Source organism: Streptomyces sp. NPDC054842, assembly GCF_053611025.1.
The window spans coordinates 135710-152162 of sequence record NZ_JBSGZN010000012.1 but is presented as its reverse complement, the minus strand read 5'-3'; the positions used below and the strand labels follow the sequence as shown (position 1 = coordinate 152162).

The 16453-nt window shown below is 72.3% G+C and carries 13 protein-coding genes; 5 read left to right on the top strand and 8 right to left on the bottom strand.

Going from position 1 to position 16453, the window contains the following annotated elements; translation table 11 throughout:
• Nucleotides 1–25 precede the first annotated feature (25 nt).
• Together typA and ACWGIS_RS12380 are read right to left on the bottom strand one after the other, a co-directional pair.
• Nucleotides 26–1942 carry a translational GTPase TypA gene (gene typA / locus ACWGIS_RS12385; protein ID WP_358850251.1) on the bottom strand — a complete coding sequence of 639 codons (1917 nt, stop codon included), beginning with the start codon at nt 1940–1942 and terminating at the stop codon, nt 26–28.
• Between the two features lie 160 nt (nt 1943–2102).
• A complete protein-coding gene (locus tag ACWGIS_RS12380; protein WP_453362341.1) occupies nt 2103–4343 on the bottom strand; it encodes an ABC transporter family substrate-binding protein in 2241 nt (746 codons plus the stop codon).
• An 861-nt stretch (nt 4344–5204) separates the two neighbouring features.
• On the opposite strand from ACWGIS_RS12380, the gene ACWGIS_RS12375 reads away from it, so the two are divergent.
• From ACWGIS_RS12375 to ACWGIS_RS12360, 4 genes are read left to right on the top strand one after another with little or no spacing between them, the layout of a single operon-like run.
• Entirely contained in the window at nt 5205–5492 is a 288-nt protein-coding gene (locus ACWGIS_RS12375; RefSeq protein WP_453362340.1) for a hypothetical protein, read from the top strand.
• Nucleotides 5493–5510: 18 nt separating this feature from the next.
• Nucleotides 5511–6332 carry a hypothetical protein gene (locus ACWGIS_RS12370; protein WP_453362339.1) on the top strand — a complete coding sequence of 274 codons (822 nt, stop codon included), beginning with the start codon at nt 5511–5513 and terminating at the stop codon, nt 6330–6332.
• The gene (locus ACWGIS_RS12365) at nt 6332–8275 is read left to right on the top strand and encodes a fumarate reductase/succinate dehydrogenase flavoprotein subunit (protein ID WP_453362338.1); all 1944 of its coding nucleotides are present in this window, start codon (nt 6332–6334) and stop codon (nt 8273–8275) included. The genes ACWGIS_RS12370 and ACWGIS_RS12365 overlap by 1 nt, the downstream gene beginning before the upstream one ends.
• Nucleotides 8272–9042, top strand: a complete 771-nt coding sequence (locus ACWGIS_RS12360; RefSeq protein WP_453362337.1) for a succinate dehydrogenase/fumarate reductase iron-sulfur subunit — start codon at nt 8272–8274, stop codon at nt 9040–9042. Before ACWGIS_RS12365 ends, ACWGIS_RS12360 begins: the two co-directional genes overlap by 4 nt.
• Nucleotides 9043–9060: 18 nt before the next feature.
• Here the strand turns inward: ACWGIS_RS12360 and ACWGIS_RS12355 are convergent, their stop codons facing one another.
• Entirely contained in the window at nt 9061–10290 is a 1230-nt protein-coding gene (locus ACWGIS_RS12355; RefSeq protein ID WP_453362374.1) for a hypothetical protein, read from the bottom strand.
• A gap of 264 nt (nt 10291–10554) precedes the next feature.
• Here ACWGIS_RS12355 and ACWGIS_RS12350 point away from each other — a divergent pair, with 264 nt between their 5' ends.
• Nucleotides 10555–10944 (top strand): hypothetical protein, encoded by a 390-nt coding sequence (locus ACWGIS_RS12350; RefSeq protein WP_453362336.1) that lies wholly within the window; start codon nt 10555–10557, stop codon nt 10942–10944.
• Nucleotides 10945–10947: 3 nt separating this feature from the next.
• On the opposite strand, the gene ACWGIS_RS12345 is transcribed toward ACWGIS_RS12350, so the two are convergent.
• From ACWGIS_RS12345 to ACWGIS_RS12325, 5 genes are all read right to left on the bottom strand, one after another.
• A complete protein-coding gene (locus ACWGIS_RS12345; protein WP_453362335.1) occupies nt 10948–13572 on the bottom strand; it encodes a SpoIIE family protein phosphatase in 2625 nt (874 codons plus the stop codon).
• A gap of 304 nt (nt 13573–13876) precedes the next feature.
• Entirely contained in the window at nt 13877–14308 is a 432-nt protein-coding gene (locus ACWGIS_RS12340; RefSeq protein ID WP_453362334.1) for an ATP-binding protein, read from the bottom strand.
• Between the two features lie 149 nt (nt 14309–14457).
• Entirely contained in the window at nt 14458–14865 is a 408-nt protein-coding gene (locus ACWGIS_RS12335) for a (deoxy)nucleoside triphosphate pyrophosphohydrolase (RefSeq protein WP_453362333.1), read from the bottom strand.
• A gap of 99 nt (nt 14866–14964) precedes the next feature.
• Nucleotides 14965–15147, bottom strand: a complete 183-nt coding sequence (locus ACWGIS_RS12330; RefSeq protein WP_355787641.1) for an SPOR domain-containing protein — start codon at nt 15145–15147, stop codon at nt 14965–14967.
• 412 nt (nt 15148–15559) lie between these two features.
• The gene (locus ACWGIS_RS12325; RefSeq protein WP_453362332.1) at nt 15560–16312 is read right to left on the bottom strand and encodes a GntR family transcriptional regulator; all 753 of its coding nucleotides are present in this window, start codon (nt 16310–16312) and stop codon (nt 15560–15562) included.
• Between the last annotated feature and the right edge of the window lie 141 nt (nt 16313–16453).

Sequence of the window (16453 nt, the reverse complement as noted above, 5' to 3'; positions counted from 1 at the left end):
CCGAGATCTGCTGCCGGGGGCCGGATCAGCCGTGCTTGGCGCGGCTCGCCGAGCGGGCGCGCTCACGCGCGTCCAGGTTCACCTTGCGGATGCGGACGGCCTCCGGGGTCACCTCGACGCACTCGTCGTCGCGGCAGAACTCCAGGGACTGCTCCAGGGAGAGCTTGCGCGGCGGGACGATCGCCTCGAACGAGTCGGCGGCGGCCGAGCGCATGTTGGTGAGCTTCTTCTCCTTGGTGATGTTGACGTCCATGTCGTCGGCGCGGGAGTTCTCGCCGACGATCATGCCCTCGTACACCTCGGTGCCGGGCTCCACGAAGAGGACACCGCGCTCCTGGAGGTTCGTCATCGCGAACGCGGTGACGGCGCCGGAGCGGTCGGCGACCAGCGAACCGTTGTTACGGGTCGTCAGCGGGCCGAACCACGGCTCGTGGCCCTCGTGGATCGAGTGCGCGATGCCCGTGCCGCGCGTACCGGTCAGGAACTCGGTACGGAAGCCGATGAGACCGCGGGAGGGGACGACGAACTCCAGGCGGACCCAGCCGGACCCGTGGTTCGACATGTTGTCCATCCGGCCCTTGCGGACGCCCATGAGCTGCGTGACCGCGCCCATGTGCTCCTCGGGGACGTCGATCGTCATGCGCTCGACGGGCTCGTGCACCTTGCCGTCGATGACCTGCGTGACCACCTGCGGCTTGCCGATCGTCAGCTCGAAGCCCTCACGGCGCATCTGCTCGACGAGGATGGCCAGCGCCAGTTCACCGCGGCCCTGCACCTCCCAGGCGTCGGGGCGCTCGGTGTCGAGCACGCGCAGCGAGACGTTACCGATCAGCTCGCGGTCCAGCCGGTCCTTGACCTGGCGGGCGGTGACCTTGCGGTCCTTGACCGCGGCCTTGTTGTCCGCGCCCTTGCCGGTGGCGCCACGGCCGACCAGCGGCGAGGTGTTCGTGCCGATGGTCATCGAGATGGCCGGCTCGTCGACCGTGATGAGCGGCAGCGCGACCGGGTTCTCCGGGTCGGCGAGGGTCTCACCGATCATGATGTCCGGGATACCGGCGACGGCGCAGATGTCACCGGGGCCGGCCTTCTCCGCGGGCTTGCGGGTGAGCGCCTCGGTCATCAGCAGCTCGGTGATGCGCACGTTGGACATCGTGCCGTCGCGCTTGATCCACGTGACGGTCTGGCCCTTGCGCAGCTCGCCCTGCTCGACGCGGAGCAGCGCGATACGGCCGAGGAAGTTGTCGGCGTCCAGGTTCGTGACGTGGGCCTGGAGGGGGGCCTCCTCGTCGTACTGGGGGGCCGGGACGTGCGAGAGGATCGTGGAGAAGAAGGGCTCCAGGCTGTCGCTGTCCGCCGGGACGGTGCCGTCCTCCGGCTTGGTCAGCGAGGCGACGCCGTCACGCGCGCAGGCGTAGACGATCGGGAACTCGATCTGCTCCTCGTCCGCGTCCAGGTCCAGGAACAGGTCGTACGTCTCGTTGACGACCTCGTCGATCCGGGAGTCGGGACGGTCCGTCTTGTTGATGCAGAGGATGACGGGCATCCGGGCCTGCAGGGCCTTGCGGAGCACGAAACGCGTCTGCGGCAGCGGGCCCTCGGAGGCGTCGACCAGCAGCACGACCGCGTCGACCATCGACAGGCCGCGCTCGACCTCGCCGCCGAAGTCGGCGTGGCCGGGGGTGTCGATGATGTTGATGGTGATGACGTCGCCGCCATCCTTCGGGTGGTACTTGACCGCCGTGTTCTTGGCCAGGATCGTGATGCCCTTCTCACGCTCCAGGTCGTTCGAGTCCATCATGCGGTCGTCGAGCGACTCGGCGGCGTGCGCGGCGAAGGCACCGGCCTGCTTGAGCATGGCGTCGACCAGAGTGGTCTTGCCGTGGTCGACGTGGGCGACGATGGCGACGTTGCGGATGTCGTGACGCGTTGCAGTCACAGCCATATTGAGGCGCTTCTCCCGGGGTGAGTGGACGGCCTCCGCTGCGCGGGGCCTGCCGGGCTGAACACGCCACGGCCTTACCCCATGGTACGTGGCCCTGACGGAGGCGGCCTCCGCAGGGCCACGGGGGCCCGCTCCGCGCGACGCCCGGCGCCGCCCCGCGTCAGCCCTTCGAGGGGCCCGCCTGCGGCTTCGCGCCCTTCTTCAGGAACCCCATGTCCTCGTAGACCGGAGTCTGGAAGCCGAAGGCGCCGGCGTTCGCCAGGTGCACGCGGGCGGCCGTCAGCTGCGGGCGCTGATAGAGAGGAATCGATCCTGCGGAAGCCCAGATACGGGCGTCCGCCTTGCGCACCAGGGCGCGCGACTCGTCCTCGTCGAGCTCGGCGATGGCCTGGTCGAAGAGCTGGTCGACCTGGTCGGTGCCGACCCGGGTGTAGTTCTGCTCGACGTTGAGCGAACCGTCGGCGGCCGGGACCGGCTTGGCGTAGATGGGCCGGGCGTCGGTGGCCGGGAACGCGGAGGCCGGCCACGAGTAGAGCGCCAGGTCGTACTGGCCCGACGCGATGTGGTCCTTGAAGTAGCTGTCGTCGGACACCTTCGAGATCTCCGTGCGGATGCCGACGCGGTCCAGCATCCGGGCGATCCGGTCGCCGACGGCGCGCAGCGACTCCGAGCCGGGACCGGAGGGCAGCACGAAGCGCAGGGTCAGCGGCTTGCCGTCCTTCGCCAGCGCGCCGGCCGCGGCGCCCGCCGGAGCGGCCGTCCCCTTGGGCGCGTACGCCCCCGGTGCCCCGCCCTGCTTGCCGTGCTCGCGCAGGTACCGCCCGTCCAGGCGCCGTGCGGCCTGGTCGTCCGCGTTCCGCCCCTTGTCCTTGGGGTGCTTCTTCGCGTGGCTCCCGGCGTCCTTCTTCTTCTCCCGGTCGGCCTCCGAGAGCGCGCCCCGCGGCTTGTCGTCCTCGCCGACGATGTACGTGCCGTCGTCGCCCGACCCCGCCTCCTCCGCGGGCTTCTTCCCCTCGGATCCGGCCGCCTTCTCCGGTTTGCGCGGCTCCTTCACCGGCCCGCCGGGCACCCAGCCGGCGTCGGCGAGCAGCGCCCGGGCCTCCGCGGTGTCCTGGCCGCCGAGGGTGCCGCTGTTGTCGGCGTAGGCGAGCTGGCCGGACAGCGCCAGGTGGCTGCCGACCGGGACGGCGGGCAGGCCGAGCGGCTTGAGCACCACCCGGGCCAGCTCCTCGCGGTCGAGGGCGCGGGCGACGGCACGCCGGACGCGCTCGTCGGCGAGCGGGCCGTCGGAGCCGTTGAGCGCGAGCTGGGTGAACGAGGGTTCGAGCGACTTGCGGACCTCGAAGCCGCGCAGGACCGACTGCCGTCCGGCGTACTTGGCGACCGCCTTGCGCTGCTTCTTGCGGGCCAGGACCTCCTCGCGGGCGGCCTCCTCGTCCGAGCCGTGGGCGACGGCCCAGGAGCGCAGCGCCTTGCCGGGCGTCACGGCGGCGGCCGGGCCCTGCAACGGGGGGCTGCCGTTGGCGGCGGCCCGGGTGATCCGCCCGGCCTCCTCGGGGTCGATCTCGGCGAGGTCGACCTTGTCGGCGTTCAGGGCGGCGGCCCGCCGGTCCCGCGGCACGGCGCGCAGCACCAGCTCGGAGAGCTTGGCGGGGCGGCCCCACCAGCGCGGGTTGCGGGTGAGGGTGACGTCGCCGTCCTCGCGGTCGATCTTCCCCAGCGCGAAGGGGCCCGCCGTCACCTTCAGCTTGCGGCGGGCGCCGTCGTTGAAGGTGTCGGGGGTCCCCATGACGTCCTTCGGGTACAGCGGGGAGAAGAGCGACTTCCAGTCGGCGTAGGGGCGGCTGAAGGTCACGCGGACCTCCAGGTTGCTGGCGCCGCGCTCGATCTTCTGGATGCGGTCGTACCCGGCGTTGCGGGCGGTCCAGTACGCGGTGTCCCTGCCGGACAGGGCCCGCCACTGGGCGGTGAAGTCGGCGGCGCCGATCTCGCGGCCGTTGCTCCAGACCGCCTGCTGGTTGAGCTTGTAGAGGACGACCTGCTTGGGCTCGCGCTCGACGACCTTGGCCGACTCCAGGAAGTCGGCGTTCCGTGCGGGGCGGCCCATGGCGTCGGACCGGTACATGGAGGGCAGGACGGCGCCCGCGATCCGTGACGTCGCCGCGTCGGCGTCCGCCTGGAAGGTGTTCAGCGTCTCGGGCAGGGCGTCCACCGCCCAGCGCAGGGTGCCGCCGTCGGCGACCCGGTCACGGGACGCGGGCGCGATGTCCTGCCCGGCGACGGGCTTGCCCGCCTGGTCCTTCGCGCTGCACGCGGCCAGGGCGGGCACCGCGAGTGCGCCCGCGGTGAGAAACGCGACCGAGCGCATGACCGCGCGCAGTCCGATGCCGTCGTGGGACATCACTGCAACCTCCGGGTCTCGCCGCGCTGACGCTCCGCCAGGAGGACAGTGCGGATTCTGATCACGTTTGGCGGTATATGGAGCTGATCAGATCTATGCGGCCCACTGAAGGGGAGCGGGGCGGTCTCGGGGCCGCGACACGGCGGGGACGGGGCCGAAGCCCACCCGTGCGGCGCAATACCCCCCACGGGGGGGGATCTCCCGGCTCGGGTCTGCTCGGGTGGGCGTCGGGCGCTTCCGGTCCGGTGGGTGGGTCGGGGCCGTGCCGGTACATCCGGCCGTCGGTGGTTGGTGTCGGCCTCTGCTACCAGCGTTCCTCGGTTGCGTACCTCCCGTACCCGACGGCCATCTGATGTACCGGCACGGCCCCTCCCGCCGGATCGCGGCTTGCGGTCGTGGGCTGCTGAGGCGCGGGGGTACGGGTTTGGAGGATCTGGTGCGGCGCAAGGGCGTCCGGCTCGGCCTGGGGCGGCCGTTCGGCTGCGGCACTGGTGCGGTGATGGGGGCGGCTGCCATCCCTCGCCCGGGGCGGGCGGCCGTTCGGCTGCGGCATGGGGGTGGCGGGAGGCGGTGGCCGCAGCCCTTCGGCCTGAGGCGGGCGGGCGGCTGCGGCCTGAGGCGGGCGGGCGGCTGCGGCCTGAGGCGCCATCCGTCCTCGCCTGGAGTGGGCGGACGGCTGTGCGGCCGGGGGGCCGCCCCTCGGTCGGGGGTGGCGTAGGCGGCGTGCGCGGGGCGCGTTCGGGAGTGTGCGCCGGGAATCCGTGCAGATCTCTTCACAGGGGCTCGTGTGACGCGCGACACTCGCAGGCGCATGAACGTTGCCGCCTTGGGCCGCCGAGCCCGTGGAAGTGAGGGCAAGTCATGTCCGTGCACGACGATTTGACGTCAGTCCAGCGCTGCCTAGACGACCTCTCCCGGTCCGTGCGGCGACTGGAACAGCAGATGGGCGCGGGGCTGGAGATGCGCCGCGTGCGCACCGACACCGATCACCTGCGCGAGAGCGTCGCCCTGCTGCGGGAGGCCGCCGCGACGCCGGCCGCACCCCTGCGCCCCGACCTGCTCTCGATCCCCGACACCCCGTACGACAGCTCCCTGTGGACCGATTCGGACGACGAGGGACTCGGCGCCCGCGACCGGCACGCCCCCTGACCCCGACCGGAGCGACAGTTGACCACTGGTACGGAACCCCATCAGGACAGCGGCGGTGTGCGGACACCCACGCGTGCCGCCATCGCCGCCCCGCATCTGCGGACCGACCGCTGGTGGCTGGCGCCCGCCGTCACCGCGGCCGGACTGCTGGCCTTCGTCGTCTACTCGACCTGGCGGGCCTTCGCGGACACCGACTACTACGCCGCCCCGTACGTGTCGCCGTTCTACTCGCCCTGTCTGGCCGAGCGGTGCCAGACCATGCACTCCGGACCGAACGCGGACCTCTTCGGGAGCTGGTGGGCGCTCTCGCCGGCCGTCATCATCCTGATCTTCCCGCTCGGCTTCCGGCTGACCTGCTACTACTACCGCAAGGCCTACTACCGGGGATTCTGGGCGAGCCCCCCGGCCTGCGCGGTCGCCGAGCCGCACAAGAAGTACACCGGTGAGACCCGCTTCCCGCTGGTCCTGCAGAACATCCACCGGTACTTCTTCTACGCGGCGATCGTCGTCGCCGGGATCCTGACGTACGACACCGTGCTCGCCTTCCGCGACGAGACCTACGCCTGGGGCCACATGGGCCTCGGCAGCCTGGTCTTCCTCGTCAACATCGTGCTGATCTGGGCGTACACCCTGTCGTGCCACTCGTGCCGGCACATCGTCGGCGGCAAGCTCAAGCATTTCTCCCGGCACCCCGTGCGCTACCGGATGTGGCAGTGGGTCGGCAGGCTGAACGCCCGTCACATGGCGCTCGCCTGGGCCTCGTTGGTGAGTGTCGCGCTCGCCGACTTCTACGTGTACCTGGTCGCGTCCGGCGCCTTCGACGATCCGAGGTTCTTCTGATGCCCGTGGTGGACCGGCAGGAGTGGGACGTCGTGGTGGTGGGCGCCGGCGGTGCCGGGCTCAGGGCCGCCATCGAGGCCCGGGAACGCGGCGCCCGTACGGCCGTGATCTGCAAGTCGCTGTTCGGCAAGGCGCACACGGTGATGGCCGAGGGCGGCATCGCGGCCGCCATGGGCAACGTGAACTCCGGCGACAACTGGCAGGTGCACTTCCGCGACACGATGCGCGGCGGCAAGTTCCTGAACCAGTGTCGGATGGCCGAGCTGCACGCGCAGGAGGCCCCCGACCGGGTGTGGGAGCTGGAGACGTGGGGCGCCCTCTTCGACCGCACGGGCGACGGGCGGATCTCGCAGCGCAACTTCGGCGGGCACGAGTACCCGCGCCTCGCGCACGTCGGCGACCGGACCGGCCTCGAACTGATCCGCACGCTCCAGCAGAAGATCGTGTCCCTCCAGCAGGAGGACCACCGGGAGACGGGCGACTACGAGTCCCGCCTGAAGGTCTACCAGGAGTGCACCGTCACCCGGATCCTCAAGGACGGGGACCGGGTGTCGGGCGCGTTCTGCTACGAACGCGAGTCCGGCCGGTTCTTCGTCCTCGAAGCGCCCTCCGTCGTCATCGCGACCGGCGGCATCGGCAAGTCCTTCAAGGTGACGTCCAATTCATGGGAGTACACAGGCGACGGTCACGCGCTCGCGCTGCTGGCCGGGGCGCCCCTGCTGAACATGGAGTTCGTCCAGTTCCACCCGACGGGCATGGTCTGGCCGCCGTCGGTCAAGGGCATCCTCGTGACCGAGTCGGTGCGCGGCGACGGCGGCGTCCTGCGCAACTCCGACGGCAAGCGCTTCATGTTCGACTACGTCCCCGACGTCTTCAAGGAGAAGTACGCCCAGTCCGAGGAGGAGGGCGACCGCTGGTACGAGGACCCGGACCACAACCGCCGGCCCCCCGAGCTGCTGCCCCGTGACGAGGTGGCGCGGGCCATCAACGCGGAGGTCAAGGCGGGCCGCGGCTCCCCGCACGGCGGGGTGTTCCTGGACGTCTCCACACGCATGCCCGCCGAGGTCATCCGGCGCCGACTGCCCTCCATGTACCACCAGTTCAAGGAGCTGGCCGACGTCGACATCACCGCCGAGGCGATGGAGGTCGGCCCGACCTGCCACTACGTGATGGGCGGCATCGCCGTCGAGTCGGACACGGCGGCGGCCCGCGGGGTACCGGGCCTGTACGCGGCCGGAGAGGTCGCCGGCGGTATGCACGGCTCGAACCGGCTGGGCGGCAACTCCCTCTCCGACCTGCTGGTCTTCGGACGCCGGGCGGGCCTGCACGCGGCGGAGCACGCCGCCGCACTCGCCGGTGACCGCCCCCCGGTGGACGACCTGCAGATCGACGCGGCCGCCGCCGAGGCGCTGCGGCCCTTCTCCGCGGAGGGCCCCGAGCCGGGGCAGGAGAACGGGCGCCCGCCGGAGAACCCGTACACCCTGCACCAGGAACTCCAGCAGACGATGAACGACCTCGTCGGCATCATCCGCCGCGAGGCCGAGATGGAGACCGCGCTGGAGAAACTCGCCGACCTGCGGGTACGCGCGCGGCGCGCCGGAGTCGAGGGCCACCGGCAGTTCAACCCGGGCTGGCACCTCGCCCTGGACCTGCGCAACATGCTCCTCGTCAGCGAGTGCGTGGCACGGGCCGCGCTGGAGCGGACGGAGTCGCGCGGCGGCCACACCCGCGAGGACCACCCGGCGATGGACCGCGCGTGGCGCCGCGTGAACCTGCTGTGCCAGCTCACCGACCCGACCGGCGGACTGGCGGCCACGGACCCGGTGCGCGGCCAGATCGACCTCGTCAGGACGACCACCGAAGCCATCCGCCCCGACCTGCTCGCCCTCTTCGAGAAGGAGGAGCTGGTCAAGTACCTCGCCGAAGAGGAGCTGTACGAGTGAGCAGCTATCAGGCCCGCTTCAAGGTGTGGCGCGGCGACGTCGGCGGCGGTGACCTCCAGGACTTCACGGTCGAGGTCAACGACGGCGAGGTCGTCCTGGACATCGTCCACCGCCTCCAGGCGACGCAGGCTCCCGATCTGGCCGTGCGCTGGAACTGCAAGGCGGGCAAGTGCGGTTCGTGCTCTGCGGAGGTCAACGGACGGCCGCGGCTGATGTGCATGACGCGGATGTCCGTGTTCACCCGCGAGGAGACGATCACCGTCACGCCCCTGCGCGCGTTCCCCGTCGTACGCGACCTGGTGACGGACGTCGGCTTCAACTACACGAAGGCGCGCGAGGTGCCCGCCTTCGTTCCCCCCGCGGGGCTCGGTCCCGGCGAGTACCGGATGCAGCAGCAGGACGTGGACCGCTCACAGGAGTTCCGCAAGTGCATCGAGTGCTTCCTGTGCCAGGACACCTGCCACGTCGTCCGCGACCACGAGGAGAACAAGCCGGCGTTCGCCGGACCGCGCTTCCTGATGCGCGTCGCCGAACTGGACATGCACCCCCTGGACGCCGCCGAGGACAGCGGCCTGGACCGCAAGCGCAGCGCCCAGGACGACCACGGCCTCGGCTACTGCAACATCACCAAGTGCTGCACGGAGGTCTGCCCCGAGAACATCAAGATCACGGACAACGCCCTGATCCCCCTGAAGGAACGGGCCGTCGACCGCAAGTACGACCCGCTCGTGTGGCTGGGCTCCAGGATCAGGAGGCGGCAGACCTGAGTGCCGGGCGGTGCGCCGTCACCCGACCCAGTCCTCCCGGTACGCCGTCCAGTCCTCCTCGCGGGCCGCGAAGTCCACGTACAGCGCCACGCCGAAGCGGGCGCGGGTGCGGTCCGTGCGGGAGAGGCCGAGGCGGGTGCCGCGGACGGCCGCCGCGACGGTCTCCGCGTTCTCGTGGTGGCTCCAGTCGTCCTCGTGGAAGAAGGGCAGCCCCATCAGCAGGTCCGTCGACTCCGGCGTGACCTCCAGGGCGAGCGAGGTCTGCTGGGCGACATGACCCCCGAACAGACTCTCCAGGGGCAGCGCGGTGTCGTACGCCATGAGGGCGATCTGGTCGACCTTGCGCGCGACCTGCCCGAAGTACTTCTGGGACCACCACTTGGGGTGTCCCGTGAGGGCGCCCCGGACGGAGTTGGCCGCCGGGAGCGGGTCGATCTGGTGGGCCGCGACGGACAGCGGCACGCCCCGGGCCCGGGTGACCCGGTGCAGGTCGTCGAGGAGCGCGAGGTAGTTCCGGTCGCCCGAGTGCAGGGGCTCCAGGTCGAAGTGGGCGCCGTCGAAGCCGGCGGCGAGGATCTCCCGGGTGGAGCGCACCACGGCGTCCCGGGTAGCGGCGCGCTCCAGCCGCATCCCGTGCGGCCCCTCGCTCGCGAGCGCGTCGCCGAGCCAGGCCTGGACGCGGACGCCGGGCAGTTCCCGGTGCACGGCCGCGAGCAGCCAACCGGCCCGGGGGTACGCCGACTTCGGCAGCGTCCCGTTGTGCTCCAGCGGCCCGGCGTGCACGTACAGGTCGTGGATCCCGGTCCCGCGCAGCCGCTCGGCGAGGCCCCTCACGTCCGCGTCCCGCTTCCGCCCGTCGACCCAGGCGTGGCCGAGCCAGAGGGCGTCCCGGTTCCGGGTCAGGGTGCCGTCGGCCAGGTCCCCGGCGTAGTTGACGCGCAGGGCGACCCCGGCCGCGAGGGGCGGGAGCAGCAGGACGAGCGCGAGGGCGAGGGCGATGCGCTTGGGCCGTCGCAGCGACGGCCGCCGCCACACGTCCAACGCCCGCCGGACCCACCCGGTACGGCCCCGGGACACCGCGCCACCATCACCGGCACGTCCGTCCTCCCCACCAGGCCCGGACACCGACGCCGAGTCAGGGTCCGGCTCCGGCTCCGGCTCCGGGTTCCGATGGGCTTCCGGCTCGGACGCAACCGCCCCCTTGGGCTCGTCCGGCTCCTCAGACGCCTGCGACCGCGCGGGCGGCACCGGCTGCGCGGGGGCCTGCGCCTCCTCGGGCTCCTCTGCCTGCCCGCGCGGCTCCGCCCTCGCCTGGTCCTCGGAAAGGGCCGGCCGCTCCAAGTCCTGCGGCCCCACCGCCCGTTGCGACTCCCCGTTCGGCTCGGAATCTTCTCGCCCCGTGTTCATCCCCCACGCCCCTCCGTCGCTCCCCCGAACCCTCCGTACCCTAGGCCCCGCCTCCTGACGGCACCCCGCTCGCGCCCCCGCACAGGGGGCCATACGCTCCCAAAGGTGACGACACCGACGAGCCGGAGCCGGGCGCGGGTGGCGTGCGCCGTCGCCGGGGTGCTGCTGTCCGTGGGCCGGCTGTCGGTACCGGCCGCGGCGGCGAGCACCGGCGTCCCGGCGGGCGCGACCGAACGGCCCGGCGCCGTCGCCGGACCCGCGGTCCCCGTATCCGGCGCCGCGGGCCGGCACGCCGACGAGGACGGCAGCTCCACCGCCGACCTCGTGCTGCCCCTCGTCACGGTGGCCGTGGCGGGGACGCTGGCCTCGTACGGGTATCTGCGGCGCGTACGGCGCTCCCGTACCCGTACGACTCCCGGCGGCGCCGCCCGGTCGCACCGGGCCGGCCTGCCCGGCGGGCCCGACCGGTCCGGTCCGCCGGACGCGGACGGGTGAGGGTCAGAACAGGCTGAGCAGCGCCTCCGCAGGATCCGCGAGGCCCGTCTCCCCGTCGGGGAGCGGCAGTTCGAACCAGACCGTCTTGCCGCGGGGCGTGCGCCGCGACCCCCAGGCCGCGGAGAGCAGCCCGACGAGCTGGAGCCCGCGCCCGCCCTCGTCGGTGTCCCGCGCCCGGCGCCGGCGCGGCTGGACGAGCCCCGCGTCCCAGACCTCGCACACCAGTGTCCGGTCGAGCAGCAGCCGCAGTCTGATCTCGCCCTCGCCGTACCGCAGGGCGTTCGTCACCAGCTCGCTGACCAGCAGCTCCGCCGTGTCGACGAGGGGCTCCAGGTCCCAGGAGAGCAGCTGGCCGCGCGCGTACTCGCGGGCGCGGCCCACGCTGCGCGGCTCACGCGGCAGCGTCCAGTCGCCGACGGACTCGGCGGGCAGCCCCTGGACACGTGCCATCAGCAACGCGATGTCGTCCTCGCCGTGGTGCGTGTCGAGGGTGCTGAGGACGTGGTCGCAGACGTCCTCCAGGGGCTGGGTGGGGTCGGTGAGGGCTCCGACGAACGCCTGGAGCCCCTCGTCCAGCGGATGGTCCCGCGACTCGACCAGTCCATCCGTGTAGAGCGCGAGCAGAGCGCCCTCCGGGAGCTCCACCTCCACCTCCTCGAACGGCTCGCCGCCGACCCCGAGCGGCATGCCCGGCGGCACGTCGAGCATCAGCGCGCTCTCGCCGGGCTCGACCAGCACCGGGGGCAGGTGGCCCGCGTTGGCGAAGGTGCACCGCCGGGTGACGGAGTCGTAGACCGCGTACACGCAGGTCGCGAGGTACACCTCGGAGAGGTCGGCGTCGCGGGGCTGGCGGGCCGTGCGGGTGGCCTGCTGGACTCCGCCGGGAGTGCCGAGCCCGCGGGCGATCTCGTCCAGCGCCGAGAGCACCTCGGCGGGTTCGAGGTCGAGCAGGGCCAAGGTGCGGACGGCGGTGCGCAGTTCGCCCATCGCGACGGCGGCGCGCAGGCCGCGGCCCATGACGTCGCCGACGACCAGCGCGGTGCGGTGGCCGGGAAGTTCGATGACGTCGAACCAGTCGCCGCCGACCTCGGTGGCCGCGTTGCCCGGGAGGTAGCGGCAGGCGATGTCCAGGCCGGAGGCCTCCGGGTCGCCGGGCGGCAGCAGGGACCGTTGCAGCATCAGCGCCCGCTCGTGCTCGCGGCGGTACAGGCGGGCGTTGTCGATGCAGACGGCCGCACGCGCGGCCAGTTCCACCGCGAGGGCGCGGTCGCGTTCACCGAACGGCTCGCTGCCCTTCGTCCGGGAGAACTGGGCCAGGCCGACGACGGTGTCGTGGGCGACCATCGGGACGGCCAGCGTGGACTGTATGAGACCGCCTTCCTCGGCGGGGATGTGCTGGGGCCGTGCGGTGCGCAGGGCGTCCGCGCAGGACGAGTTGAAGGAGTAGTGGTGGACGGCGCCGACGGCGACGGGCGCGGGTCCGCCGACGAAGGGCGCGTCGGAGACGGCACTGGAGAAGGCGACCCGGCGCAGCTCGGCGCTGCCGTCGGCGAGGCCGGGCGGGGTTTCGTCGCCCGCCAGGAGCCCTTGGTAGAGGTCGACGGTCGCGAGGTCGCAGAAGCCGGGGACGACGACGTCGAGGAGTTCGCGGGCGGTGGTCTCCAGGTCGAGGGAGTTCCCTATCCGGGCGCCGGCCTCGTTCAGCAGGGCCAGGTTGCGCCGGGCGGCGGCGGCCTCGCGGGCGGCGGCGCGGCGGCGGGTGATGTCGGTTCCCAGCCAGGCGATGCCGATGGGGCGGCCGGTGCCGCTGTGCACGCGGTAGAGGTTGACCGACCAGTGGCGGCGCTCGTCGGAGTCGGGCAGCTGGCCCGTGACGTGCATGTCGGTGATGGAGTTGCCGGTCTCCAGGACCCGGCGCAGGGTCGCGGCGACGCGCTCGGCCTCCGAGCGGGGCAGGTAGTCGTGGACGGTCCGGCCGCGGTGGTCGTCGACGCTCCCGCCGAACACCGAGGCGAAACGCTCGTTGGCCCGGCGGATCCGCAGGTCACCGTCGATGAGCAGGAATCCGAAGGGAGATTGACCGAAAATCGCCTGAGAGGCGGCGAGATCCGTCTCGATCCGGCGCAGGGTGCGCACGTCCACGACGATGCAGACGGCCGCCCGCTCGCCGTGCTCGGTGGTGGTGGGCATCACGTAGACCTCGGCGAGGCCCTCGGTGGGGCCGTCGCCCCCGGCGCGGGCCGGCGCCCGGAAGGGGACCACGCCGGTCCACTCGCGGCCGTCGAGGATCTCGGCCATCTTGCGGTGGCCGCGCTCACGCTGGTCGGAGGCGACGAACGCCTCGATGGGGTCCATGCCGACGGCCCGCTCGGCGGGGATTCCGAAGAGCTGCTCGGCGCGCAGGCTCCACTGGTCGACGAGCCCGTCGGAGCCGATGGAGAACGACGCGACCTTGATGTAGTCGTAGATCGAGCCGGGCGGACTGCTCTGCCACATCGCGTCGCCCGCGCTCTCCGCGTCGCCCACCGCGTCTCCGGGCCCGGCGGGCGGAACCTCGCCCGCGGCGTCTGCCGTGGCGCGGTCCGACGGGTCCTCGGACTCCGTGGCCTTCGCTGGTATCTCGCTCACGCGAACCGTCCCCTCCAGCTCACCGCGTCCGGCACCGGTCACCGGGGGCGGCTGCCCGCAGTATCCAGCACTACGGTCCCGCACGACACGGTGTTCACGATCACAGCACGGTCCCGATGGTTTTTGGACCGGCCGCCTCATACTTCCAGTCTTCTAACCAGGTGAGGCCCAGTCGAACCAAAGACTGCCGTCGGCCCCGGCGGCCTGTTCCTTTCGACGCCGCCGTACGCCGCCGCCCCGGGGATCCGCGCGCACCGGCCGGGTGCCCGCGCACCGGTCCCCCATGCATGGAGTCCCGCACCCCTCAGCCGGGAACCGCCAGCTCGAACCACACGGTCTTGCCCGCTTCACCGGGCCGCATGCCCCAGCGGCGCGAGGACCCGGCCACGAGCTGGAGGCCGCGCCCGCCCTCGTCGTCGGGGTGGGCCGACCGCTCGTGGGGCAGCTCGGGAAGAGGGTCGGAGACCTCGACGAGCAGGGCGTCCGGCATCCCGGCGGGGCGCAGCAGCCGCACCCCGATGGGGCCGGTGGCGTGCCGCAGCGAGTTGGTCACCAGCTCGCTCACCAGCAGGGCGGTGATGTCGCCGAGGGAGTCGAGGTCCCAGGTGCGCAGCTGGCCGCGCACGAGGGCGCGCGCGGTGCGGACGGCGCCCGGCTCAGCGGGAAAGGTCCACTCGACGCATTCGCCTTCGGTGTGGAGCACGCCGATCACTTCCCAGGCCAGAAGCCCACCCATGTCCGATTTCGTGGGGTTAATGGGCACATACCCGATATCCGGGACGCTTTACCGCGTTCGTCGGCGCACTGTGGCACGAACGGCGTACGGGAGGGCCGGACGGCGGGACGGGGTGCGCCCCGCACCTCCCGCGCGGTACGCCGCACGCCTCAGGCCGACGCGGTCCACCACGGGAGGACGGCACGGACGGCGGGGACGTCCTGGTCGAGCCAGTCCACGCCGTCGGTCTCGTCCGGCGTCAGCCAGCGCAGTGCGTCGTGGTCCTGGAGGGGCTTCGGCTCGGCCGAGCCGGGGAGCAGACGCGCGGTCCACACGCGCAGGACGAGACCGGGCTTCAGGGGCCACTCCCCCGGGACCCGTTCGCCGGGCTCCGTCTCCACGCCCAGCTCCTCGCGCAGCTCGCGCACGAGGGCGGCTTCGGGAGCCTCGCCGGGCTCGACCTTGCCGCCGGGCAGTTCCCAGCGGCCGGCCAGCTCGGGAGGGGCACTGCGGCGCGCGGCGAGCAGACGTCCCTCGCTCAGCAGGGCGGCCGCGACGACCACGATCGGTTCGGTCATGCGCCGGAGCCTACGGGAGGAGCGGGGAGCCCCGTTCCGGGCAGGCGCGAGGACGGCGGAGGGACGGCGGAGGCTGCGGAGACCGTGCGGGAGCGCGGGTCACCTCGCCCCGTTCTGGCCGATCCGCTCGACCCAGTAGAGCTGCTTGTGCCCGCGGGCGTCGAGGCTGTCCGCGATCTTCTGCGCCTCGGCACGGGTCGCGTACCGGCCGACGCGGTAGCGGTTGCCGTTGTCGTCCTGCCGTATGACGAGCCAGGGGAGAGTGATCGTGCCGTCGTTCATCGCGCCCCTCCTCGTCCCGTCCCCGGCCTGCGCCGCGCCCCGCTCCATAAGGAAACCGCAATCCGCATATGCCCGAGCCTACGCCTAACCTTCACGCAGCGAATACGGGTTTTCACAAAGAGGTACGCAACCGGCCATGACGGAGGGGGCGCACGCCGTCGAATGCGCCGTGGAGCGCCGGTTGAGCCCAGGACGAGCGGCGCCTAGCAGCGCACGAGCAGGCCCGGGAACCGGCCGGGGCCCGCGCGCGAGAAAGGCCAGATTCCAACTGCCCGGCAAGCAGGCCCCACTTGGGCGCCGCCGGAGCCCGGCCACGCACCGCGGGACCGCAACACCCCTCGTGGCTCTGCCCGAACGCCCCTCGTGACGCTGCCCGCAGACAGCGGCGGCCGCCGCCCTCGCGCTGGGGCGGCTACTTCACCGGCAGGTGGTACGACACCCGGTAGCGGTCCGCCGGCACGACCACGTCGGCCGTCTCGACCGGCCGCCCCGAGGCGTAGTACGTCCGCTGGACGACGAGGACGACATGGCCGGGAACGCCGCCCAGCGCGAGGAGTTCCTCGGCGAGACCGGGGCGCGCGCCGACCTCCTCGGTCACGTTGTCCACGATCACGTCGATGGCGGCCATGCGCTCGACGACGCCCATGCCGCCGAGGGGTCCCTCCTCGGGGAGCATCACGGGGGTGCGGCCGGTGACGGCGAGCGGCTCCCACGAGGTGGAGAGCATCATCGCCTCGCCGGCGTCCCGGAAGACGTACTTGGTGCACATGACGCGGTCGCCGGGCTTGATGGCGAGCCGCTCGGCGATCGCGCTGTCGGCCTCCGTCTGCTCGCTGCGCGACTCCCACGTGCCGCGCGCGGAAGACTCGGCCTGCTCCTGGCGGAAGGGGGTCGCGCCGCTGTCCGGCCGGTACCCGGAGCGGGCGACACGGCGCGGCACGGGCCGCTCGCGCACATAGGTCCCGGAGCCGGAGCGGCCCTCGACCAGGCCCTCGGCCATCAGCACCTTGCGCGCCTCCAGGGCGACGGTGTCCGAGACGCCGTACTCCTCGCGGATGCGGGCCTGGGAGGGAAGACGGGTGTGCGGGGGAAGTGAACCGTCGACGATCTTCTTACGGAGATCACCCGCGACGCGCAGGTACGCCGGCTGCTCACCGAATGTCACTGGCCGCTCCCATCAGGTTGTACAGACAGCAACAGCGTGGCAACCGTGGGTTCTCTCGTGCAAGCAAAGGCCAGAGAATCACTCGATGTGATGACATGCGGCCCGCGAGGGCTTTACGCAGGCACTTTCTCCCCGCTATAG

Bases quoted from the DNA above. Each gene is read 5' to 3' on its own strand.
- ACWGIS_RS12375 (WP_453362340.1), top strand. From the start codon at position 5,205: ATGTCCGTGCACGACGATTTGACGTCAGTCCAGCGCTGCCTAGACGAC.
- ACWGIS_RS12380 (WP_453362341.1), bottom strand. From the start codon at position 4,343: ATGTCCCACGACGGCATCGGACTGCGCGCGGTCATGCGCTCGGTCGCG.
- typA (WP_358850251.1), bottom strand. From the start codon at position 1,942: ATGGCTGTGACTGCAACGCGTCACGACATCCGCAACGTCGCCATCGTC.
- ACWGIS_RS12330 (WP_355787641.1), bottom strand. From the start codon at position 15,147: ATGAACGACGGCACGATCACTCTCCCCTGGCTCGTCATACGGCAGGAC.
- ACWGIS_RS12365 (WP_453362338.1), top strand. From the start codon at position 6,332: ATGCCCGTGGTGGACCGGCAGGAGTGGGACGTCGTGGTGGTGGGCGCC.
- ACWGIS_RS12335 (WP_453362333.1), bottom strand. From the start codon at position 14,865: ATGACCGAACCGATCGTGGTCGTCGCGGCCGCCCTGCTGAGCGAGGGA.
- ACWGIS_RS12340 (WP_453362334.1), bottom strand. From the start codon at position 14,308: ATGGGTGGGCTTCTGGCCTGGGAAGTGATCGGCGTGCTCCACACCGAA.